The 21514-nt window shown below is 62.1% G+C and carries 19 protein-coding genes; 12 read left to right on the forward strand and 7 right to left on the reverse strand.

Going from position 1 to position 21514, the window contains the following annotated elements; translation table 11 throughout:
• Positions 1–53: 53 nt before the first annotated feature.
• The gene (gene ykgO, locus CXR25_RS16680; protein WP_069600974.1) at positions 54–176 is read left to right on the forward strand and encodes a type B 50S ribosomal protein L36; all 123 of its coding nucleotides are present in this window, start codon (positions 54–56) and stop codon (positions 174–176) included.
• Between the two features lie 7 nt (positions 177–183).
• Here ykgO and CXR25_RS16685 read toward each other — a convergent pair whose 3' ends face one another.
• The gene (locus CXR25_RS16685) at positions 184–627 is read right to left on the reverse strand and encodes a GntR family transcriptional regulator (RefSeq protein ID WP_083248856.1); all 444 of its coding nucleotides are present in this window, start codon (positions 625–627) and stop codon (positions 184–186) included.
• Positions 628–649: 22 nt separating this feature from the next.
• Positions 650–865 carry a GntR family transcriptional regulator gene (locus tag CXR25_RS16690; RefSeq protein ID WP_083248857.1) on the reverse strand — a complete coding sequence of 72 codons (216 nt, stop codon included), beginning with the start codon at positions 863–865 and terminating at the stop codon, positions 650–652.
• A gap of 281 nt (positions 866–1146) precedes the next feature.
• On the opposite strand from CXR25_RS16690, the gene CXR25_RS18720 reads away from it, so the two are divergent.
• Positions 1147–1311 (forward strand): hypothetical protein, encoded by a 165-nt coding sequence (locus CXR25_RS18720; RefSeq protein WP_164513993.1) that lies wholly within the window; start codon positions 1147–1149, stop codon positions 1309–1311.
• A 76-nt stretch (positions 1312–1387) separates the two neighbouring features.
• Here the strand turns inward: CXR25_RS18720 and CXR25_RS16695 are convergent, their stop codons facing one another.
• Positions 1388–4159: a winged helix-turn-helix domain-containing protein gene (locus tag CXR25_RS16695; RefSeq protein ID WP_101583054.1), complete on the reverse strand. Its 2772-nt coding sequence runs from the start codon at positions 4157–4159 to the stop codon at positions 1388–1390.
• Positions 4160–4366: 207 nt separating this feature from the next.
• Between CXR25_RS16695 and CXR25_RS16700 the strand changes: the two genes are divergently transcribed.
• From CXR25_RS16700 to CXR25_RS16720, 5 genes are all read left to right on the forward strand, one after another.
• Entirely contained in the window at positions 4367–6283 is a 1917-nt protein-coding gene (locus CXR25_RS16700; protein ID WP_096146257.1) for a hydantoinase/oxoprolinase family protein, read from the forward strand.
• A gap of 54 nt (positions 6284–6337) precedes the next feature.
• Positions 6338–6778 carry an acetone carboxylase subunit gamma gene (locus CXR25_RS16705; protein ID WP_069601453.1) on the forward strand — a complete coding sequence of 147 codons (441 nt, stop codon included), beginning with the start codon at positions 6338–6340 and terminating at the stop codon, positions 6776–6778.
• 14 nt (positions 6779–6792) lie between these two features.
• Positions 6793–8955: a hydantoinase/oxoprolinase family protein gene (locus CXR25_RS16710; RefSeq protein ID WP_069600978.1), complete on the forward strand. Its 2163-nt coding sequence runs from the start codon at positions 6793–6795 to the stop codon at positions 8953–8955.
• 12 nt (positions 8956–8967) lie between these two features.
• Positions 8968–11304, forward strand: coding sequence for a hydantoinase B/oxoprolinase family protein (locus CXR25_RS16715; protein WP_206430638.1), 2337 nt, complete (start codon positions 8968–8970; stop codon positions 11302–11304).
• A gap of 194 nt (positions 11305–11498) precedes the next feature.
• Positions 11499–12299: a hypothetical protein gene (locus CXR25_RS16720; protein WP_125178419.1), complete on the forward strand. Its 801-nt coding sequence runs from the start codon at positions 11499–11501 to the stop codon at positions 12297–12299.
• A gap of 36 nt (positions 12300–12335) precedes the next feature.
• Here CXR25_RS16720 and mobA read toward each other — a convergent pair whose 3' ends face one another.
• The gene (gene mobA / locus CXR25_RS16725; protein WP_069600980.1) at positions 12336–13010 is read right to left on the reverse strand and encodes a molybdenum cofactor guanylyltransferase; all 675 of its coding nucleotides are present in this window, start codon (positions 13008–13010) and stop codon (positions 12336–12338) included.
• A gap of 147 nt (positions 13011–13157) precedes the next feature.
• Between mobA and CXR25_RS16730 the strand changes: the two genes are divergently transcribed.
• From CXR25_RS16730 to CXR25_RS16745, 4 genes are all read left to right on the forward strand, one after another.
• Positions 13158–14882 (forward strand): amidase, encoded by a 1725-nt coding sequence (locus CXR25_RS16730; RefSeq protein ID WP_096146253.1) that lies wholly within the window; start codon positions 13158–13160, stop codon positions 14880–14882.
• Positions 14883–14996: 114 nt separating this feature from the next.
• Positions 14997–15770: an isocitrate lyase/PEP mutase family protein gene (locus CXR25_RS16735; protein ID WP_096146252.1), complete on the forward strand. Its 774-nt coding sequence runs from the start codon at positions 14997–14999 to the stop codon at positions 15768–15770.
• 73 nt (positions 15771–15843) lie between these two features.
• A complete protein-coding gene (locus CXR25_RS16740; protein ID WP_069600983.1) occupies positions 15844–16605 on the forward strand; it encodes a VOC family protein in 762 nt (253 codons plus the stop codon).
• Positions 16602–17033 carry a hypothetical protein gene (locus CXR25_RS16745; RefSeq protein WP_205677676.1) on the forward strand — a complete coding sequence of 144 codons (432 nt, stop codon included), beginning with the start codon at positions 16602–16604 and terminating at the stop codon, positions 17031–17033. The genes CXR25_RS16740 and CXR25_RS16745 overlap by 4 nt, the downstream gene beginning before the upstream one ends.
• A 65-nt stretch (positions 17034–17098) precedes the next feature.
• On the opposite strand, the gene CXR25_RS16750 is transcribed toward CXR25_RS16745, so the two are convergent.
• Together CXR25_RS16750 and CXR25_RS16755 are read right to left on the reverse strand one after the other, a co-directional pair.
• On the reverse strand, positions 17099–19222 hold the full coding sequence (locus CXR25_RS16750; RefSeq protein ID WP_096146250.1) for a RecQ family ATP-dependent DNA helicase: 2124 nt from the start codon (positions 19220–19222) through the stop codon (positions 17099–17101).
• A 70-nt stretch (positions 19223–19292) separates the two neighbouring features.
• Positions 19293–19772 carry a hypothetical protein gene (locus CXR25_RS16755; protein WP_009884311.1) on the reverse strand — a complete coding sequence of 160 codons (480 nt, stop codon included), beginning with the start codon at positions 19770–19772 and terminating at the stop codon, positions 19293–19295.
• A gap of 159 nt (positions 19773–19931) precedes the next feature.
• Between CXR25_RS16755 and CXR25_RS16760 the strand changes: the two genes are divergently transcribed.
• On the forward strand, positions 19932–20534 hold the full coding sequence (locus tag CXR25_RS16760; protein WP_069600986.1) for a TetR/AcrR family transcriptional regulator: 603 nt from the start codon (positions 19932–19934) through the stop codon (positions 20532–20534).
• Between the two features lie 21 nt (positions 20535–20555).
• Here CXR25_RS16760 and CXR25_RS16765 read toward each other — a convergent pair whose 3' ends face one another.
• A complete protein-coding gene (locus tag CXR25_RS16765; protein ID WP_069601455.1) occupies positions 20556–21491 on the reverse strand; it encodes an ArgP/LysG family DNA-binding transcriptional regulator in 936 nt (311 codons plus the stop codon).
• Positions 21492–21514 lie beyond the last annotated feature (23 nt).

Raw genomic sequence — 21514 nt, forward strand, 5'->3', positions numbered from 1 at the left:
GAAGAACCTAGTATTAATGTTAATAATACTCGTTCTCAATAAGGAGTTCAGCAATGAAGGTCAGAAATTCTCTGCGTTCGCTTAAGAAGCAGCCGGGGGCACAGGTCGTTCGCAGGCGCGGCCGCATCTTCGTCATCAACAAGAAGAACCCCCGCTTCAAGGCCCGTCAGGGCTGAGTCGAGCTCAGCATGTCCGCTCTGGTCCACCCGCACGGCTGTGTGTGAAGACCTCGGGGTAGAGTTCGACGAGCTTTCTGGTGTGGCGGATATGCAACGCCAACATCGCCTCGGCGGATTCGACATCGCCGTCGATGACGGCCCGGAGGATCATGCGGTGCTCGGCGAAGATGTCTGCCCGGCGAGAGCGTCGGGTGACTCCATTCGGGGCCAGCAGCTGCCTGCGGTAATAGTGGGTGAGGTTCCACAGGTGATCGACCGTGTCGTGGAGCCTGATCGTCGTCGCTCCCGCCATCAGCGCTTGGTGGAAGTCATGATCGCACTCGAGGAACTCACCCGGCGAGGTCGCCGCTTCCACCCGCAGTGCGCTGGCTTCGAACTCGACGAACGACTCCGCCGTGTGCGTGGGCATTGCCATTCTCAGCAGCAACGGCTCCAGCCGTTCCCGCATCAGATAGATCTCCCGGCACTCGTCAAGATCGAGTGTGGAAACCCATGCTCCGGTCGATGCCACAAGGGTGACCAGCCCGGAGGATTCGCAGGGTCTCCCTGATCGGCAGCCTGCTCACACCGAACTCCTCGGCGATCTCTTCCTGCCTGATCCTGGTTCCGGGAACGAGAGCGCCTTGGATGATCCGCGACCTCAGCTCTGCAGCGATTCTGGCGCTGGCCGCCTGATCGTGTGTCACAGCTCAAACCTCCTTCGCCCATCACCGTACCCACTCTCGGGCAGGTACCCGCTCTCGGGACATGCCCTCTCAGACATCCGCCCCCTGCCGTGAAGCCTAGTCGCCCTCAAGCCGGAAGAGCGCGGGCTTCAGGCCAACAGAGAGTGCGCTTGCTGCCCTGAGACGACTGATCCCGAGCCCCGGATCGACCGTTGCCCCGAGACACGCCGTGCCGATTGCAATCAAACTGCAATCCACCACTATCTCGCGCGGAGACACTCCGAAATGTGGAATTGCTTCCTGTGAATTCCACGCTCCATTGGATCCAATGTGACAACACGGCATTCGTCTGGGGTGAGATCATCACGGTGATCTTCTCGGTCGTCGTCTTCTACGTCGGCATCAGCTGCCGACTGTCTCCAGAGGAATCGGTCGAAGCCATCGAGCAAACGCAGATCGACGACTGATCACCGACTTCGATCCAACTTCGATCGTCTCAACAGCCATGGTCGAAGTGGGATCGGGCTGGAGGCGATTAATGGCTCAGGGAAGGACCTTCAGACTCTTGGCACGTCGGACGCAGTCATCTCGCGTCGAGACACCAAGTGTGCGGTAGAGCTTGCGCAGGTACCACTTCACCGTGTTGCGGCCGATGAACAGTCTCTCCGCGATTTCACGATTCGTGTACCCGGCGTCGACGAGGTGAAGGATCTCCCTCTCGCGTTCGCTCAGTGATTTGGGCTTCGGGGCCAAGGTAGCGAATCTGTCGATCTCGTCCGGTCGGGCAAAGGTTCGACCGGCTTCGGGATCCGCCGCTGAGGGTTCCTCCTCAAGAGCGGCGTGCGTCGGGAACAGCTTGCGCATCCAGTCGAGCGTGCGTGTGCGGGGATGCCAGGATTCGGGTGAGTCGATGAGCCGAGACACAATTCGCTGAATGGGACGCCCACCCTCGACGAGCGGCTGTGGGATGCCGGCTGCTTCACAGTCTGGCAGGACCTCCCGCAGCATCTCGTCGGCTGCCTCGGTCAATCCATTGACCTCGAGTACGGCGGCGAGGAGAATCTGATCGCGCAACGACTGGAAGTGATTCCCCTGCTTTTGCAATTCAACGAGCAGAGCTTCGGCCTGCGGCCTGATGGTGGCCACGGCTGCTGGATCTTCTGTGTGCAGCAAATGCGAGAGATCGTAGCGAAGCAGTTCGCCCTCGATGTTGGCCTTCTCCCTGCCCGTGGCGTCCAAGGGCAGACTTGGGCGCCTGGCTTCGAAGCCGAGCCGTTCCTTGGTCGCGACCATCCGGTCCCACAGCCGAGTGAGCTGCAACGACAGCCCGGCCTGCTCACCTTTTTCGATGATGTCCCAGGCACCGTCGGCGTCTCCCCGGCGAATGCGGATATAGGCCAGTGATTCATAGACAGGGAACATGAAATCGACGACCCCCGCACGTTGCCCCAGCTGCAGCGCCTCTTCGAAGAGCTCCTCGGCCCGGTCGACCTCACCACGATGGTAGAGGAGTTTCCCGACGAGACCGAGAGAGAGCTTCGCCGCGTGGGATTGTCGACCAGAGCGTTCGCAGGCCGTCCGGAATGCGTTCTCCCAGTGATGCTGTGCCAAGGCGATGTCGAGGTTGTGAAACGCTATGAGTCCTGCGAAGCATTCACCATAGACCTCACTGAAGCTGCCGACGACCTGACGGTGATACTGCTGCGCCCACCGTTGCAGCCGATCCGCCTCCGGGCCGCGACCTCGGTGGATCTCGAAGAAGGTCACGACGTTCGCTGCAACGGAGACCGTCCAGGGGTGGAGCCGCTCGCTCTCTTCGAGTACCTCATCCTTGAGCCGATGGTCGTCGGAGACTCGATCTTGATACATTGCCACGCATTCCCGCACCACGAGTGATTCGTGCGACAGACGGAATCGGTCGGCAGCAGTGAGAGTACGGTCAGCCTCCGCCGCAGTCGCCAGCAGTTCGAGTGATGAGAACGCGTCGTCTGGAAAATGAAGCAGGCAGTATGCCCAGGCTATCGCCAGCTGGAGCCAGGGACGCACTCTGAGTTCGCTGTCGGGAAGCTTCGCGACCAGAGCGAGCAGAGTCGCCATCTGAGAATGCTCGACGAGCCGCAGCGACTGTTCCTCGACGACATCGGCGGCGAACGCATCCTCGCCGGCTAGGATCGCATGGTCGACGGCAGGAGAGAGCATTCCCTGGTCGTGGAACCAGTGCGCCGCAAGCGAGTGAAGCTCGCCGACCTTGTCGGGATAGTCCCGTTTGAGGCGCTGCTTGAGGAAATCCCCGAAGAGATGATGGTAACGGAACCAAACTCCCGAATCGTCGAGACGCTGCAGGAAGAGATCACCGTAGAGCACCTGCTCGAGACGCTGTTCCGCGTTGGCCTCACCGGTGAGCAGAGTTGCAAGTTCGGCATTGATCCGAGTCAGCACCGAAGTGAGGAGAAGGAAGCGTCTCAACTTCGGATCCAGCAGGTCGAGCACGTTCTCGGCAAGGTAGTCACTGATTCCGTGCTGGCGACTCGCCAAGTTGCCGATCAACGCGGTGACATCGGAATTCTCCTTGAGGGAGAGCGACGTCAGCTGCAGCGCGGCGATCCACCCCTCAGTCGTCGTATGCAGCTCCGTCAGCTCCATTCCCGAGAGACTGAGCCCCTTGACATCAACGAGGAATTGGCGTGATTCGCGTTCATCGAAGCGCAGGATCTCCGGAGCCACCTCGACGACCTGATCGTGGACGCGAAGGGACGTCAACGGAAGCCCTGATGTGGACCTGCTGGTGACAAGGAAACCCAGCTTGTCACCAGAGACTTCAAGCAGACGAGCCAGCACGTCCCGTGTACGTGAGTCATCGATCACGTGCCAGTCGTCGAGCACTACGACACAGCGAGACGGTGCATTGTTGACCACATTGATGATCAGGGGGATGACGTGACGTTCGGCGTCCTCGGGCCGCTCTTCAAGGATCTGGAAGACGCTCTGGTCCAATTCCGGGTGGGCGCGCTGGAGACACTCGAGCAGGTGGCTGAGAAACCACAAAGTGTGATTGTCGTCAGAATCGAGTGAGAACCATACGACTTGACTGCCGCGTCGCTCGAGCTCTGCGACCCATTGCGCAGCGAGAGTCGACTTTCCAAAACCTGCCGGCGCGTGGATCAAGGAAAGTCTGCGCATCGCCACCCGATCGAGCAGAGCGTTCATACGCGGACGCGCCAGCCACTGACCGACCGGTGTCGGCGGCCGGAACCGGGTAGAAGCTGTTGGCGGCATGCGAGTCATCAAGACACTCCCTCGTGGTTGAAGCGACATTGATTCGGTCGATTCACGTCCCGATCCTACCGTTCAGCTACCGGGAGGGCACCCCTGCGTCCGACCACCACCCCGGGTGGTAGGTCGTATCCCTCCCCCGGGACGGCTTGTGGTGCCCTCCCAGACGGTCAGTAGATTCGACCCCACAGCGGTTGAACACCAGTTATTCCGATTACACCGTTGATCCGCATACTCAAGGAGGAGTTCATGGACTATCTGATCAATATCGACAACGGGGGCACGCTGACTGACATCTGCGTCGCCGGTAAAGAAGGGCTCTTCTATACGAAGACGCTGACGACGCCAGCAGACCTCTCCGAGTGCTTCTTCACCGGAATCACAAAGGCCGCAGAGAAGGTGACAGGCGAATCCACCGCCTCGGCTCTGCTGCAGAAAACGGACTTGATCCGCTATTCCTCGACCCAGGGAACAAACGCCCTGGTCGAGCGCAAGGGCCCAAGCATCGGAATCGTCACCGACGAACCCGACTTCATGGAACAGATCCGCTACGACGATGCCACAAGTTCGCTATTCGACGAGCTGGTCGGTTCACGAGTGTCGGTCATCGACACGGTTGACGGCGACGACGAAATGGATGCCACTCTAGTCCAGGCAGTCAACTCGCTGACCACGGCAGGCGCTGAGCGCCTTGTGGTGGCGATCTCGGATCCGGAACATGAGAAGAAGCTCAAGCGCATCTTCCTCAAACGATTCCCCCGTCATCTGCTCGGCTCCGTGCCGGTTCTCTTCTCGTGGGAATTCGCCGCGGATTCGCTGCGAACAAGGCGTCTGTGGTCGGCGATCCTCAATACCTTCCTTCATCCGACACTGGAGCGCTTCCTCTACAGCGCCGAACATCGCCTCCGTGCGCACAAGGTGAAGAACCCGCTTCTCATCTACCGCAATGATGGTGCCTCATCTCGCGTCGCAAAATCTGTGGCGCTCAAGACCTATTCCTCTGGTCCTCGCGGCGGACTCGAAGGAACCCGCGCGCTGGCGTCGGCCTACGACATTCCGCATGTCCTCATGATCGATGTCGGCGGAACCACCACTGACGTCGGTTCTGTTGAGGACCTGCAGATCGCCACAGATCGAAAGGGTCGAGTCAACGGGATTCCGACCTCATTCGAACTCAGTGACGTCCAGTCCAAGGGCGTCGGAGGCAGCTCGATCTTCAGAGTCGTCGACGGCGAAATCACAGTCGGGCCGGAAAGCGTCGGTGCGGCACCCGGGCCAGCATGCTTCGGATTCGGCGGAACCGAGGCCACCATCACCGATGTCAATCTGCTGCTGGGCATCCTCGACCCCGAGACCTATCTCAACGGGGAGCTGCGACTCGATCCAGAACGTTCGCAGCAAGTGATCCAGAAGAACATCGCTGATCCTCTCGACATTGACATCGACCAGGCTCTGCTCCGCCTGGAGCAGGCGCATTCGGAGAAGATCGCCGAGGCGTTCTCCTCGCAGGTGCGAACGGATGGGACGACGACGCTCGCCGCATTCGGCGGCGGCGGCCCGATGAGCGCGTGTCATGCGGCCCGCGTGGCCGGGGTGAATCAAGTGCTCATACCCCGGCTCGCAGCGGTGTTCTCCGCTTACGGCATCAGCTTCTCCGATATCGCGCAGTCCTACGAGGCCGAGATCACCGAGCTCGGCTCCTCGGAAGTCGACACGATCCACACAGACTTCCTCGACCAAGCTGAGCGGTACATGTTCCAGGAGGGCTATGCCATTGACGAATGCGACCTCGTTTGGAGCATCATCGTCGAGAACGAGGATGGCAGCGAACATTCGCGACACGACCTCGACGAGTCCGTCGCTCTGGAGAGCGGACAGCGAAAGATCCTCCGACTCGATGCCCGCCACTCCCTGCCGCATCCGGCACTGACAGCAACATTGCCGGTGGCAGAAGGGGCTGCAGAATCCTCGGCCTCCCGTTCCGTGCTGACCGCAGACGGGGAACGGAAGTCGACTCCCGTGTACGTGCTCGAGGACCAGGCACCGAACGCTGCAGGGGTTGGTCCCGCCATCGTCGAAGGCCCGTTCTTCACGGCCCGGGTACCGGAGCAGTGGGAGTTCGTCGTCTCTGACACAAACGACCTCATCCTCACCGATCACGCCTGATTGCGTCTGATCACATCGAATCAATTCAATGACGAATCGAAAGGATCCAATCCAATGAAAGTACCCATGACGGAGTACCTGTACATCGATCTAAACAGCGAGCGCTGGCAATGCCGAGTCTGTGCCCAGGACCTGGGCGATGCCCGAGGCAATTACAAAGAAGGCACACTCGTCCACGACCGCGATCCGGAGGAGATCCATCCGCCGCTGCTGGACCGGGAGAAGTATCAGTACACCTTCTCACCAGATCCGGTCTACTGCCGGATCCTCGAATACTGCTGCCCGGGCTGCGGCACGCAGATCGAGGCCGAGTATCTTCCGCCGGGTCATCCGCCGACCGTTGACATGATCTGGGACATCGATTCTCTCAAGGAGCAGTGGGCCAAAGTCGAAGAGAATGCAATCCAGGTCATCAACTACGGACCCGATGAGAACGCACTCGCTGACCTGAGCCCGCGTTTCGAAGAATCCTCGTCGAGCACCACTCAGAGCTGAATCGGAGACGAACAATGAAACGAATCTCAGTAGACATCGGCGGTACGTTCACCGACTGCTTCTTCGCGTGGAACGAACACTACATCGAGTCCAAGGCGCTGACCACGCACCACAATCTCGCTCTCGGATTCAACGCCGCGCTTGAGAACGCCTGCTCCCTTGCAGGCCTCAGCCGCAAAGACGTACTGCAAGAGGTCGACTCAGTCCGGTACGCCACCACCCTCGGCACCAACGCTCTGATCGAAGCCAAAGGCCCCAGGGTCGGGGCAATCGTGACCCACGGATTTGAGGACACCATCCACATCTCCCGCTCCAAGGGATACGGTGCCGGCCTCGACCCTCAGAAACAGGGCGATATGGCCGACGCTGAGAGGCCGACACCTCTCGTTCCGCGCAATCTGGTGCGAGCAGTGAAAGAGCGGGTCGATTCCGTCGGCGACGTTCTCGTCGCCGTCCAACCCGATGACGTGCGCAAGCAGGTGCGAGAGCTCGTCGACAACGGAGCCGAGGCGATCGTCGTGGCTCTGACGAATGCAACCGAGAACGGCTCACACGAACAGGAGATCCTCGAGGTCATCCTCGATGACTATCCGGCGCACGAGCTCGGGTCCATCCCCGTACTGCTCAGCAGCCAGGTCTCGGGCCGGAAGGGCGAATACGTCCGGGCGAACTCGACGATCATCGACGCCTTCCTTCACCAGACGATGTTCCACGCGCTCAACCAACTGTCCGCGAACCTCCGCGAGGCCGGCTATGAGAAGCCGATGCTCGTCATACATAATTCCGGCGGAATGGCACAGTCGAACTCGACTGATGCCCTGCAGACGATCCACTCGGGTCCGATTGCAGGCGTCGGAGGAGCACAGCACCTGTCGGAAAGCACGGGCATCGGCGACGTCGTCTCCATGGACATGGGCGGCACCTCCTTCGACATCGGGCTCGTACCCGAGGGCGGAGTTCAGCACTATGACTTCCAACCCACGATCGGTCGTTGGCTTGTCTCCGTTCCGATGGTCCACCTCAACACCCTCGGCGCAGGCGGTGGATCGATCGCCAGCTACGACCGCATTCACAAATCCGTCAGCGTCGGACCTGAATCCGCAGGATCGGATCCCGGGCCCGCCTGTTACGACCGAGGTGGTCTGTCGCCGACGGTCACCGATGCAGACCTCTTGCTCGGCTACCTCGATCCAGACAACTATGCCAACGGCTTCATCAAGCTCAATCCGAAGCGGTCCCGCTTCGCCATCGAAGAGGCTCTCTGCGACGAACTCGACCTCGAACCGGTCGACGCGGCGAAGGTGATCAAGCGCACCGTCGACGAGCAGATGGCAATCGGCATCGAGATGGAGCTGCGTTCGCGCGGCGGCACGGTTGAGGATTACACAATGGTGGCTTACGGAGGAAATGGACCGCTCCACGCGTGCGGCATCGCCGCCCGGGCCGGTATCTCCCGCATCCTCTTCCCACCCTTCGCGTCTGTCTTCTCCGCGCTTGGCGCAGGCAACCTCAAGCCGCTGCACATTCACGAACGCAGCTCCTATGTGGTGCTCTACGATCCGATCACCCGCTCGCTGTTCGATGAGTATGAGCGTTTGAACGGCTACATCGAGGAGCTCGAACGACGCGGACGCGAAGATCTGGTCCGCCAGGGATATGCAAGCGACGAAGTCAAACATCGTCTCGAAATGGACATGCGCTATGGAAACCAGCTTGTGACCACGGCCGTGACATTCAAGATCAATCGAATCGACAGCGTCGGCGACGTCCTCAGCGTGATCCGCAAGTTCTCTGACATCTACGGAGATCGATATGGACAGGGCACCCAAGCTCCCGAGGCAGGAGTCCGGGTGCAGACGGTGCGGGTGGCTTCCTACATTGAAGGAGAAGTCGTGCGATTCGACGATCTCGAGTATGGCGGAGACCGCACGGTTCCAGAGTCCGTCGAACACAGAGAAGTCCACTTCGTCGGTGAAGACGAGGCTCTCGAGACACCGATCTACGATGCCGGGGCACTGCACGAGAACTATGTCGTTCACGGCCCCGCCGTCATCACCACAGAGAACACCACCTATCTGGTCGAACGCGGTTGGCGCGTCGAGCCGACGCCGCAAGGCGCAGTCTGGCTGCTCAATGAGTCGGCCTCTCAGGGCTCCCCGTCTTCGCCGATCGAATAAAGGAGAATGACCATGACCACCACAGAATCATCACAGCAGACACACGCACACTCACACCCGACCCCTGAAACCCATCTGACTGCCGAAGAGCAGGAGTGGGTCGACGCCTTCATGAACGACACAACGCTGTTCATCGGGCCGGATCCGGAGATTATGCGGGAGCACAGCATCGCGCAGCGAAGTCCTCTTGAAGAACGCATACTCGCCCACGATCTCGATCCGCTGGTGGCTGACCGCATCCGCCGGCGCCTGGCCGGTGCTCTCGACGAAGCATTCGAGATGTGCGAGAGCATGGGTGCCGCACCGGGCGCAAAGTGGGCGGACCTCTCCGTCGCCGTATACACCGCGGCAGGGGATGTTGCCTATATGTCGAATCGCGGCGTCATCGCATTCTCCGCCGTCCTCCACCATCCGATCCGACACATCATGAAGTACTGGAAGGACGAGCCCTCAGTCGGTATCAATCCCGGCGACGGCTTCTTCCACAATGATGCTCGCTTCGGAATGGTGCACAACACCGACCAGTCGATGCTCGTTCCCGTCATGCGCGAAGGTGAAATCATCGCCTGGGTCGGTGCGACCATCCACGAGGGCGAGAACGGCGCCTGCGAGCCCGGCGGCATGCCGTCCGGCTCGGAGACGCCCTTTGACGACGGTCTGCGCGGGTCGCCGATGAAGATCGTCGAAAAAGGTAGGCTGCGTCGCGATCTGCTCACCTTCCTTCAACATTCGACTCGTGATCCGAAGCTCATGCTCGCCGACATCAAAGTCAAGATGGGCGCGGTCAAGCGCGTGATGGACATCGTCGATCAATCCATCGGTGAGTTCGGGGTCGAAACCTTCGTCGGCTCGATCCGAATGACGGTCGAAGACGTCGAGCAGGAGGTGCGCCGTCGCGTCTTGGAGATGCCCGATGGCACGGTCACCGTCAACCAGTTCGTCGATTCGACCCTGAAGGAGAACATCCTCATCAAGTTCGCCTGCAAGATCACGGTCAAGGGCGAGCGGCTCATCGTGGATCTGCGAGGAACGGGACCGGAGATCATCAACCGGGCCATCAATTCTCCGCTGGCGTCGACGAAGGCCTTCGTCTCACAAGCGATTTTGTCGTACTGGTGGCCCGACCTGCCGCGTTCGACTGGTGCCCTATCCCCCATCGAGATCATCTCGGATGAGGGCACTTGGGGGGACTGCAGCTATGACGCTCCGACGGGCCAGAACCTGCAGGCTTCGTTCCGTGGATTCAGCGCTCTGCAGATTGCCTACGCCAAGCTCCAATTCTCTGTGCCCGAGAAGTATTCCAACGTGCTCGCCCCCTGGTTCAACCAGATCAACGACTTCCTCTGGGGCGGGACCACGCAGCACGGGGAGCAAGTCGGAAACCTCTGCGCGGATCTCAACGGCATGAGCGGCGGTGCCAAGCCCTTCCAAGACGGAGAGGACTCGGTCGCTCCGCTGTTCTGCGCCATGGCCGATACCGGTGAGCAGGAGGTGATGGAAGAGGAAGTACCGTTCCTGCAGCTGGTGAGCAAGCGCGTCGTCCGTGACAACCAGGGGTTCGGCAAGTACCGGAGCGGAATGGGCTACGAAATGATCGTCGCGGCCCGCAATACTCCGAGCTGGGGATTCATGACGGTGACCTCGGGGGCGAAATTCTCCTCCGTGTGTGGGCTCTTCGGCGGGTACGGATGCCCCACTTACCCACTCGCGATGGTCAAAGGAATCAACATCTTCGACATCGTGAAGAAGGATCCCTCGCAGTTCGATCTGTCCATGGAACGGGTGATGAACGAGCAGCCCTTCGAAGGTGGGACCTATTCGACCTATCACATGGGCCTGCAGTTCGACATCGCACAGGAAGGCGAACTCTACATGATCGCCCAAGGTGCGGGAGGCGGCTACGGGGATGTGCTGGAACGCGACCCGGAACTCGTCGTCGAGGATCTACAGCTCGATCGCATCTCGGAACAGGTGGCTCGCGACATCTACCGAATCTCGTGGAACCCGGAGACCTTCGTCGTCGACGTGGAGCAGACGGAGCAGCTTCGCGCGGATGAGCGTCGGGCCCGGATCAAACGGAGCAAACCCTACGCCGAGTTCGTCAAGGAGTTCGTCACCGAAGAGCCGCCGACGGATGTGCCCTATTTCGGCTCCTGGGGGCAGGAGAACAACGAACACCTGTTCGCCACGGTCTGGGATCATCATGGCGCGACGCAGGTGCAAGGAAGACTCGAAGAGATACCGATCATCTTCATGCCGAACAGGCACGTTGTGAAGATCAACAACCTCGAGAGCCGAATCAGGGAGCTGGAAGAGAAATACAACGAAGTCATTCCGCATCGGATCTGACGCCCGCACGCCGGGCCCGGGCCCATTGGGACCCCAGCCTCGTTGAGGCCGCTGGCCCATCGAGAGCCGTGGACCAGCGGAACGGATGCCCGGAACCCGGCTCTGCTCCAGAGTCGGGTTCCGGGCATCCCCGATCACCACAACCACAATAGGCACTGCAACACCCATCGTCACACCCACAAGCGTTAGGAAGAATGATGTCAGACCGGCTCACAGCACTGCTCACCAGCAACGACAAAACACCTCGGCTACTCCTCGACGCGGCCGACTACGCCAAGCGAGTTCTGCTCCAAGACAAAGATGTCCCCTGGAGCGACGCCACCGCCTTCTCGAATCACCTCTCTAGCATTCAGATGCTGCTCAAACCGGACGTCGCCCTCATCCGGATCGATCAGCTGCTACAGGACGAGCTGGCGCACAACACGACACTGCTCGAGACGATGGCGGCGAAGACCCGAACCGGGTACGCAACGAGGACAATGCTGGGCGACGAGGCGCTCAAAGAAAAGGTGCGCGATCTTGTCTTCACTGCGTCCAAGACGCAGAACGCACCAGTCTTACTCCATCTCTCGTCACCGAAGGCTCTGCTCATTACGGCCGATCGCGCGGCCAATCCGGACTCTGACAAGAGCTTCGACGATGATTCGGCCGAATTCGCGGCCGTCTACTACGCGGACTGGGTACGCATCTTTGCGGAACACAGAATCGCCGGCATCATCTTCGACGAACGGACAGAACTGACAACGGATGAGGCATACCAGCCGATCCGCAATACCGCCGAACACTATGGTTGGCTGATCGGGCATCGAGGGGAAGACTCACTGGACTTTGGTGAGGACATCCCGACGGTTCCGGTCGTCGGAGCAGATTTCTGGGACGGATCCGGGGATGTCCCGACCGCTCAGGCACTGTTCTCGGAGGTTCCCGCCGACGCCGTGCCCGAACAAGTCCTCGAGCGGATCAAGGAGATCAGAGAACAGGGGCAGGCGAGTTGATTCGACTCTGCCCATTCTGATCAAATCGAGTGCGTCTCAGAGCTCTGAGTCGAATCGGGCGCGGATGCGGTCGAGTTCTTCCACGGTGTCGAAGTCGGCGATGACCTCCGCGTCGACGTGGACCCTGGTTGTCTCGACACCGGCGTATAGGAGCTTCACCGCCGCGTTCACGGGGTCGCCGACCTCAGCGAGGCGTGAGAGGAGGAGCCCGCGCGGCCACGCGGCGCAGAGGAACTGGGTCTTGCCCCGATCATCGCTTCCGGCCGCCGGCAGCCCGGTTCCCCGGCAGTAGTCGACGAGTTCTCGGAGGTGGCCGGGGGTGATGAGAGGCATGTCGCCCGCCAGCACGAGGGTCACACTCGCGGCATCTCGGGCCAGGGAGGGCTGCGATCGCGTCAGAGCCACAGGATTCGTGTCGACCGCATCGGCTGTCGACGACGCGCTATGCATCCTCTCACCGGCAGCGGCGATACCGGCGAGGGGTCCGGCGAACTCCGGCTCTTCACGGATGTGATGCACTGTTTTCTCCTCCCCAGCTGAGAGCCCCTCCACTGATCCGACAACCCACACCTCCGCGGTGGGATCGAGCGTCCGGACAGCGCCGAGGATGCGGGAGATGACGGTCGCCTCGCCGAGTTCGACTGCGGGCTTGTGGGCTCCGTCGAATCGACTCGAGCGGCCGCCGCTGAGGATGATCGCGCTGATCGTCATACCCCCGATGCTACGCGTGGATGACAGGTTCCGCGGCGGCGAGCAACGGAATTCGAAGTCAGATCCCGCGAGCTCTGGGACATACTGGTAGGCACGAACACATCCGCAACCGCGGACCAGCGCTCGAATTGCACGGAGGAATCGCGAATGACGAAGTTCGATGTTGTCGAAGCATCCATCGCCTCACTGCGACAGGCACTCGAGGACGGAACCGCCACCTCGGTGGGGCTGGTCGAGGCCTACCAGGCGCGCATCGCCGCCTTCGACGGCCCCGACACCGAGACGAAGCTCAACTCCGTGATCGTAGCCAACCCGGAGGCTCTCGCCGAGGCGGCCGCCTCCGACGAGCGACGTGCCCGCGGTCACGCGCTGGGCCCCCTCGACGGGATCCCGTACACCGCGAAGGACAGCTATATGGTCACCGGCCTGACTGTGGCCGCCGGTTCCCCCGCGTTCGCGGAGCTCATCGCGGGCAAAGACGCCTTCACCGTCGAACGCCTCCGCGGCGCCGGGGCTATCTGTCTGGGGCTGACCAACATGCCGCCGATGGCCAACGGCGGCATGCAGCGCGGTCTCTACGGTCGAGCCGAAAGCCCCTATAACCCCGAATGGCTGACCAGCGCCTTCGCCTCGGGATCGTCGAACGGCTCCGGTACAGCGACGACTGCGAACTTCGCCGCCTTCGGACTCGGCGAAGAGACCTGGTCCTCGGGACGGGCTCCGGCCTCACACAACGCACTCGTCGCCTACACCCCTTCTCGCGGAGTGATCTCGGTGCGCGGCAATTGGCCCCTGGTGCCGACAATGGACGTCGTCGTCCCCCACACCCGATCGATGGCCGACCTCTGCGAGGTTCTCGACATCATCGTCGCCGACGACACCGAGACTCGCGGCGACTTCTGGCGAGTCCAGCCCTGGGTCGAGATTCCCGCCGCTTCTGCCATCCGCCCCGATTCCTATGCCACACTGCTTCCCACCGATGCCGAGGCGGCACGCTCGACTCTGGCCGGCAAACGCTTCGGCATCCCGAAGATGTACATCAACGCGGACCCCGAGGCCGGAACGAACCCCGAGGGCGGCATCGGCGGACCGACGGGACAGCGGGTCGAGACCCGAGCCTCGGTGATCGCTGCCTGGGAGACCGCCCGCCGTGACCTTGAGGCCGCCGGTGCAGAGGTGGTCGAGACCGACTTCCCCGTCGTGAGCAACTACGAAGGCGATCGCCACGGTGCTCCGACCATCAAGACGCGCGGCATCGTCAGCGCCGACTACCTCGATCGCGAGATCAATGATCTCTCCGCGTGGGCCTGGGACGACTTCCTCGCCGCCAACGGTGACCCGAAGCTGTCCTCCCTCGCTGAGGTGGACGGGACGAGGATCTTCCCCCACCCGGACGGTGCCCTGCCGGACCGCTACACCGGGTTCGACGACGACATCGCCGAATACCCGCAGCTGGCTGCGGACCGCCCCTACACCTCGGTGACGGAGATCCCTGAGCTCGAAGACGGTGTTCGAGGCCTCGAAGTCACACGACGGATCGACCTCGAAGAGTGGATGGACGCCAACGAACTCGACGCCGTCGTCTACCCGGCGATGGCCGACGTGGGACCGGCCGATATGGATGTCAACGAGGCCTCGGCCGATCTGGGTTGGCGCAACGGCACCTGGGTCGCCAACGGCAACCTGGTGCCCCGGCATCTGGGCATCCCCTCGGTGACGGTGCCGATGGGCACGATGACCGACACCGGCATTCCCATCGGGCTGACGATCTCGGGCCGCGGCTGGGATGACACGAAGCTCATCGAACTCGCCGCGGCCTTCGAAGCCACCGGCGACCGGCGTGAGGAGCCTCCCCGCACGCCACGGCTGTGATCATGTCGAGGCGGTGAAACCGGCTGTCCACGCAGGGTGAATAAGTCTGAAACCTTCGGGTGAAATCGCCAGGTTACTGGATCGTAGCCATCAATCGGTGCCACAGTGTTGGACATGACCGATTTCTCTGTTCTCGCCGAACGCGCCTCCACTCTGCTCGAAGCCCACCAGCAGAATCGTCCCCTCGTTCTGCCGACGGTGTGGGACGCCTGGTCGGCTCGTGCAATGGTGGAAGCGGGCTTCGAGGCCTTAAGCATCGGCTCCCACCCGCTCGCCGATTCTCTGGGTGCCGCGGACGGTGAGGCGATGAGCCTGAGCCAAGCGTTGGCGGGCATCGCCCGTGTGTGCGGATCTGTCGATGTCCCGGTCTCTGCTGACCTGGAATCCGGCTACGACACCTCGGCGCCGGACCTCATTGCTGGCCTCCTCGAGGCGGGAGCGGTGGGCGTGAACATCGAGGACACGGTGCACAGTGAGGGTCGGATGCGCAGTACCGAGGAACATGCCGAATACATCGGTGATCTCCGTCGGGCCGCCGATGCGCAGCGAGTGCATGTGGTCATCAATGCCCGCACCGACGTGTTCAAGAACCCTGATCAGTTCGAAGATCCCACCGCCGAGGTGATCCGACGTCTCAATCTCTGTGCCGAAGCGGGTGCCGATTCCGTCTACCCCGTCAGACTGCCGAACACGGACACCCTCAAGACCATCTTGTCCGAGGTAGCGCTGCCGCTCAATGTCACGGCACACCCCGTCAAGGGAGCTGTCCCCGATGAACTCGATCTCTCCCAGCTGCAGGATCTCGGGGTGAGTCGTGTGACCTTCGGCCCGCTGCTGCAGGCGACCGTGCGCGACTACTTCGCAGAGTTCACCAGGAACTGGCACTGATATCAGCCGCTGTTTCCGCGGCCACCGAACGCAATCACCAGCAGATCGCCAACCGCAGTGATGAGGAGCCGCAATGCCTGAGAATCTCCGTGAAGGACAGCCCGTCTGGATCGATTACACCTGCCACGAATTCGAGTCCACGACGAAGTTCTACTCCGAGATCTTCGGGTGGGAGTTCGAGGATCAGGGACCTGACTTCGGCCACTACAACATGATCACGAAGGACGGCGCCGCTGTCGGCGGTGCCATGCGTGCCGTGAATATGGACGGCACTCCGAACCCGATGATTCCGGCGATGTGGACGACCTACCTCCACACCAGCGATATCGCCAGCACCTACGCGGCGGCGCTCACCGCCGGCGCGGCCCCCATCGCCGAACCCATGTCCGTCGGACCGCTGGGACAGATGGCGGTCATCACCGACCCCACGGGTGCAGGTGTGGGCATGTGGCAGCCCGGCAACTTCACCGGGTTCGACACCCCACTCACGCCCGGAACTCCGGTGTGGTTCGAGCTCATGACACTTAACTATCCCGTCGCCCAGGAGTTCTACCGCAACGTCTTCTCATTCGACATCGTGGCGATGGAGGGGTTCCCCTATTCGACCCATGGCGCCGAGGAGAATGCCGTGGCCGGCATCTGCGACGCCAGCGAATGGACACAGGTCTCCTTCTGGCGTGACTACATCAATGTCGAGGACGCCGATGCCACCGCAGCACGGGTGGCTGAACTCGGCGGCAAGGCGCTCGCGGGCCCCGAGGATTCACCCTATGGTCGCATCGTCACCGTCACCGATCCGGAAGGGGCGACCTTCCAACTCCAACAGAATCCGTGAGAGATCGCTTCTCCAGGCTGAGGCGGAAATATCTGAGCCTGGGACTTGGCGAGCTGGCGGCCGTCGCAGCATTTGCGGCGGCCGCCTTCGTCTTGCAGCAGCGACTCGACTCTGCGGGAGCAGGAGCGGGCGCGGCGCTGTGGTTCGCCCTCATGCCGCTGGAGTTCGTTCTCATCCAGGCAGGGGTCTATTGGCTGCTCGCGCGGACCTGGATCGGCCCTGGTCGAATGCCGTTGCAGCTGGCTCGACTATTCCGCGGACTGCGAATCATCAACCCGCTCATCCTGCTCGCCGGGTTAGCAGGAGTGATCGCCAACTTTCCATCGACGCCGCTGGCGGCTGTGGTCGTCATCGTCGTGTGGGTGTTCGGAATCGCCGAATACGTCAACTACTACCTCGTCCGGCTTTCCTACCCGTGGACGCAGTAGGCCTCAGAGATCGGTCGCTGGAGAACGCCGAAGCTGGTCAAGGACATGCGCGCGGCACGCTGAGCTCAGGCGCGCAGTGCGAGTGCGAATGGCAGCACTGCTGTTGCTCCCGCCTGTCGCAGCAGTCGCGCCCCGATCGCCATCGTCCAGCGAGAGACCACCTCGTCGTCGACGAGCAGTACCGCTTTACCGGCCACTGCCTCTTCGATCTCGGGCGGGACGACGAAGGCATCGTAGAGATCCTTCACGCGGAAGGCACTGTTGACTTCAGGGCTGCCGTGATCATGGACCTGCAGCAGCTCTCCCCCGTCGATGAGTCTGCCGACCGAGGCCAGATTCGCCGCCAACGATCTCACCGTCGTGGGCCTGCGCGCACTTGGCACCGAGACGACGATTTCGGGGCGGATCTCCCAGTTCCATTGGGCCAGGACCTCAAGGCACCATTTGCCGATCTGCGCGGGCACTTCGGCATCGGGAGCGTCCGGAGCGAGGAAGGATCGCAGGGTCTGCCCCTGCCCCAGGTCGCTGAGTCGGGCGATGGCTCGCCCTTCGGCTGCCAGCTCTCCCGCGGGAATGCGGCCCTTGAGCGGGACGCCGATGTTGGCCATGCCGCTGGGCCAGGTGCTGCGTGGGTCGATGGGCAGGCCGATGCGATGCAGAGTCCCTGCTGTCGCCTGCCTGTTCTCGTCCGAGATCTCGGCCGACCACCAGGCTCCGGCGCAGTTGTCGCAGCGTCCGCATGGCTTGGGCTCGGGGTCATCGAGCTGGCGGATGAGGAATTCCATCCGGCATTCGCGCGTCGACTCGTAGTCAAGCATCGCCTGCGCTTCGGCCGCGCGCACTGCAGCGACCTTCTCGTATCGCTCCTGGTCGTAGGTCCAGCCGCGGCCCGTCGAGACATAGCCGCCCTTGATCTTGGTCACGGCGTCCTCGACCTCGAGGGTCTTCAGGAGCAGCTGCAGCCGGGTGCGCTTGGTGCCGACCAGCGTCTCCAAGCGGGCCACGGACAGGGGGCCGTCCGCCTCGGCGAGGGACTGCAGCACGGCATTGGCATCAGTCTGGCTGGGCATCGACGCTGTGGCGAAATAGTTCCAGATCTCCTGATCCTCTGCTCCGGGCAGAAGCAGGACATCCGCGGAGTCCGTGGCACGACCGGCACGACCGACCTGCTGGTAGTAGGCGACGGCTGAGGACGGGGCGCCAACGTGGACGACGAAGCCGAGGTCAGGCTTGTCGAAGCCCATTCCTAACGCCGAGGTGGCCACGAGCGCCTTGATGCGGTTGTCCTTGAGCTGCTGCTCGAGTTCGGCCCTCTCCTCAGCATCGGTGCGGCCGGTGTAGGCACGAACCTCATGCCCCTGGTCGCGCAGGATTCGGGTGATGTCCTCGGCTGCGCTGACCGTCAGTGTGTAGATGATTCCCGAACCGGTGAAATCACCGAGGTGGGAGGACAACCAGGCGATGCGCGCGCTTGCGTCGAGCCCGGGTTGGACCCCGAGTCGGAGGGAGTCGCGGGCGAGCTCGCCACGGACAACGGTGGTGTCCTGGCCGAGCTGTTCGGCGACGTCGGTGACGACCCGGGAGTTGGCTGTGGCTGTCGTGGCGAGGACGGGGGTGTTGCCGGGAAGTTCGGACAGGATGTGTCCGATGCGCCGGTAGTCGGGGCGGAAGTCGTGGCCCCAGTCGGAGATGCAGTGGGCTTCGTCGACGACGATGAGGCCGAGGAAGGCCAGCAGCTGCGGCAGAACTTCGTCACGGAACTGCGGGTTGTTCAGTCTCTCGGGCGAGACGAGCAGGACGTCGAGATTTCCTGCCCTGAGGTCATCGAGGACGGTGTCCCATTCGGTGACGTTCGAGGAATTGAGGCTGGCCGCGCGCACTCCGGCACGTTCGGCCGCAGCGATCTGGTCGCGCATGAGGGCCAGCAGCGGGGAGATGATGAGGCTGGGTCCGGTGCCTGCCGCGCGCAGCATTCTGGTTGCCACGAAATACACAGCTGACTTGCCCCACCCTGTCCGCTGCACCACGAGGACGCGCTTCTTCTCGACCACGAGGTCGCGGATCGATTCGAGCTGGCCGTCGCGGAACTGGGCGTCGGGATTCGCGGTGAGCTCGGCGAGGATCCGCTGAGCCTGAACGGCGAATTCGTCGGCGTCGATGGTCCCTGTGCTCGGGGTGGATTCCGTCATGGGCCCAGTCTAGGCGGGAGCACTGACGCAGCCGCTCAGCCCCTGGCCCGCCCGCTCAGCTTCTGCCTCATCACCTCAGCGCGAGCTCGATTCCCAGGGTGGCGAGGACACCGAAGAGCACGCCCCACAGGATGATCGAGATGATCTGCCAGAAGGCCACGATATTGCGGTTGGCACCGAATCCGACCATGGCCATCGAGGTGATCTGCGAAGGCAGGAGAGTCTGGCCGAGCAGGGAGACTCCGGGGACACCGAACTTGTCGAACATGCGTTTGAGTCTCTGGCGCTTCTGCGAGGGCTCAGCGTCTTTGTCTTTGTTTTTCGTCGCCTTGTCGCGGATGGCCCCGGCTCCGTATACGAAGGCGAGCATCGAGATCACGTTGCCGATGACGGCCACGAGGATCGCGACGACCGGGTGCAGGCCGATGGCGACACCGATGACGGCACCGAAGTAGGACTCAACGAAGGGGATCGCGGAGACGAGCAGCACCCCGGCCCATTGCAGCCAGTCGGGGAACGAGTCGGCGAAATTCTGGATGGATTCGATCATTCTTGGGCTCCATTTTCACTAGGGCGGAGTCACGGTCGAGGTTCTGCGTCCGACCCCACGATCCATTTCAGACCTGGAACCCGACTTTCTAGCACAGTGTGCCAGTACGCTGTACTATACAGGAAGGGACACTGCAGTGCGAGACCGAGAGGAGCAGCAATGTCACGACGCGATGACATCATCTCTGCGGCAATCCGCCTGGCCGAACAGGGCCCGCCTGGGCAGATCAGCCTCAGCGTGCGGGCAGTTGCGAAGGAGGCCGGGATCGGTGCCTCGACGCTGCGCCACTACTTCCCGACCCAGGCTGACCTGCACGAAGCAATCGCCCGGGGTTCGATGAAGACGGCAGTCAAAGATTTCTCAATCTCTGATTCCGAACTGGATCCTGCCGATCGTCTCTTCGAGTGCTGCGCGCAGTTCCTCCCCACGCACGAGCACCGCGATATGCAGCTCGAGCTGTGGTTCACGATGCATCTGAGTGCACTCGGCCCCGACCGGCGCGAAGTGTCCCGCAGGCTCCTCGAGTACGGGCACGACTTCACCTATGAATGCCTGCATCGGTGGCTCGGAATGCTGTCCGAGGAGGGCCATATCGACCCCGCCGAGGTGGCCTCCATCTCCGTTGCCCTGTTCACCATGCTCGATGGGCTGGCTCTGCATTCGATCGTTACTCCCGAGCGCGTCACCGTCGATGCCGCGCTCGATCAGCTCAGGTGGCTGATCGCGAAGGTGCTCGAACCGGTACCTGGCGCGCAACGGTAGACGTGCCAGCTGGGTCGAGCGTCAGCGCATCTGGGCGGCGGCTCGGTGCAGGGCCTCGGTAAGTCGGCCGAGCTTCTCCGAGGCGAGGTTCCAATGATGCCAATAGAGCGGAACGTCGATGTTCGGTTCGGACGAGAGCGGCACGAGGTCCTTGCTGAGATCTCCCAGCTGCGTGATCGGGATCAGCCCCCACCCGACCCCTGCCTCGACTGCGGCCGCGAACTCCCAGGAGCTGGGCACCACCGACATCGGCGGAATCGTCGTCACTCCGGCGCGCCTGAGATAGGTGAACTGCAGGTCATCGTCCTTGCCGAAGTTCACCATGGGCAGGGATCCGAGATCCACCTCGGCGAATGATCCACCGTCAACCTCGGCGCCGTACTTCGCGAGCAGGCCCTTCGTCGCGACGGCGACGTAGCGCATCGAACCGAGCTTCTGCACCTGGGTGCCGTACCCACCGACCTCCGCCGAGGTGATGGTGCCCAGTACCTCCCCCGACGTCAGCAGCGGCAGGGCTTTGTCTTGGTCGGCGACCTCGATGCGGATGACGATATCGTCCCAGTCGGCCACCTCGGCGAAGATCGGACGGAACCACGTCGAGAGCGAATCGGCGTTGACACCGATGCGCAGCACTGTCGGGACTCGCCTTCTCTGGTTGGGCGCTGCACCGGCGTCCTTGCCGATGCCGTCGGGAGCGTCGATGTCGATGCCGTGCAGACGGTCCATGGTTTCGGACTCGAGGAGCTCTATCTCCCGCGCATATTTCAGGACCGCCTCCCCCGCCTCGGTGACGGTGATCGGGTTCGTGCGACGGATGAGCACCTGCCCGATGCGGGATTCGAGCGTGCGGATGCGCTGACTCGTCGCCGATGGCGTGACGCCCAGGACGAACGCTCCACCTTCGACCGTGCCCTCGTCGACGACGGCGGCCAGAGCTTTGACGTGATCGATGTTCATGAAGTAATTGTGCATCAGATGAA

Source organism: Brevibacterium aurantiacum (assembly GCF_003932995.1).
Classification (GTDB): Bacteria; Actinomycetota; Actinomycetes; order Actinomycetales; family Brevibacteriaceae; genus Brevibacterium; species Brevibacterium aurantiacum.

Coding starts and splice junctions, on each gene's coding strand:
- CXR25_RS16695 (WP_101583054.1), bottom strand. CDS start 4,159: ATGTCGCTTCAACCACGAGGGAGTGTCTTGATGACTCGCATGCCGCCA.
- CXR25_RS16700 (WP_096146257.1), top strand. CDS start 4,367: ATGGACTATCTGATCAATATCGACAACGGGGGCACGCTGACTGACATC.
- mobA (WP_069600980.1), bottom strand. CDS start 13,010: ATGACGATCAGCGCGATCATCCTCAGCGGCGGCCGCTCGAGTCGATTC.
- CXR25_RS16710 (WP_069600978.1), top strand. CDS start 6,793: ATGAAACGAATCTCAGTAGACATCGGCGGTACGTTCACCGACTGCTTC.
- CXR25_RS16760 (WP_069600986.1), top strand. CDS start 19,932: ATGTCACGACGCGATGACATCATCTCTGCGGCAATCCGCCTGGCCGAA.
- CXR25_RS16685 (WP_083248856.1), bottom strand. CDS start 627: ATGCGGGAACGGCTGGAGCCGTTGCTGCTGAGAATGGCAATGCCCACG.
- CXR25_RS16730 (WP_096146253.1), top strand. CDS start 13,158: ATGACGAAGTTCGATGTTGTCGAAGCATCCATCGCCTCACTGCGACAG.
- CXR25_RS16735 (WP_096146252.1), top strand. CDS start 14,997: ATGACCGATTTCTCTGTTCTCGCCGAACGCGCCTCCACTCTGCTCGAA.
- CXR25_RS16740 (WP_069600983.1), top strand. CDS start 15,844: ATGCCTGAGAATCTCCGTGAAGGACAGCCCGTCTGGATCGATTACACC.
- CXR25_RS16755 (WP_009884311.1), bottom strand. CDS start 19,772: ATGATCGAATCCATCCAGAATTTCGCCGACTCGTTCCCCGACTGGCTG.
- CXR25_RS16705 (WP_069601453.1), top strand. CDS start 6,338: ATGAAAGTACCCATGACGGAGTACCTGTACATCGATCTAAACAGCGAG.
- CXR25_RS16715 (WP_206430638.1), top strand. CDS start 8,968: ATGACCACCACAGAATCATCACAGCAGACACACGCACACTCACACCCG.
- ykgO (WP_069600974.1), top strand. CDS start 54: ATGAAGGTCAGAAATTCTCTGCGTTCGCTTAAGAAGCAGCCGGGGGCA.
- CXR25_RS16720 (WP_125178419.1), top strand. CDS start 11,499: ATGATGTCAGACCGGCTCACAGCACTGCTCACCAGCAACGACAAAACA.
- CXR25_RS16750 (WP_096146250.1), bottom strand. CDS start 19,222: ATGACGGAATCCACCCCGAGCACAGGGACCATCGACGCCGACGAATTC.
- CXR25_RS16765 (WP_069601455.1), bottom strand. CDS start 21,491: ATGAACATCGATCACGTCAAAGCTCTGGCCGCCGTCGTCGACGAGGGC.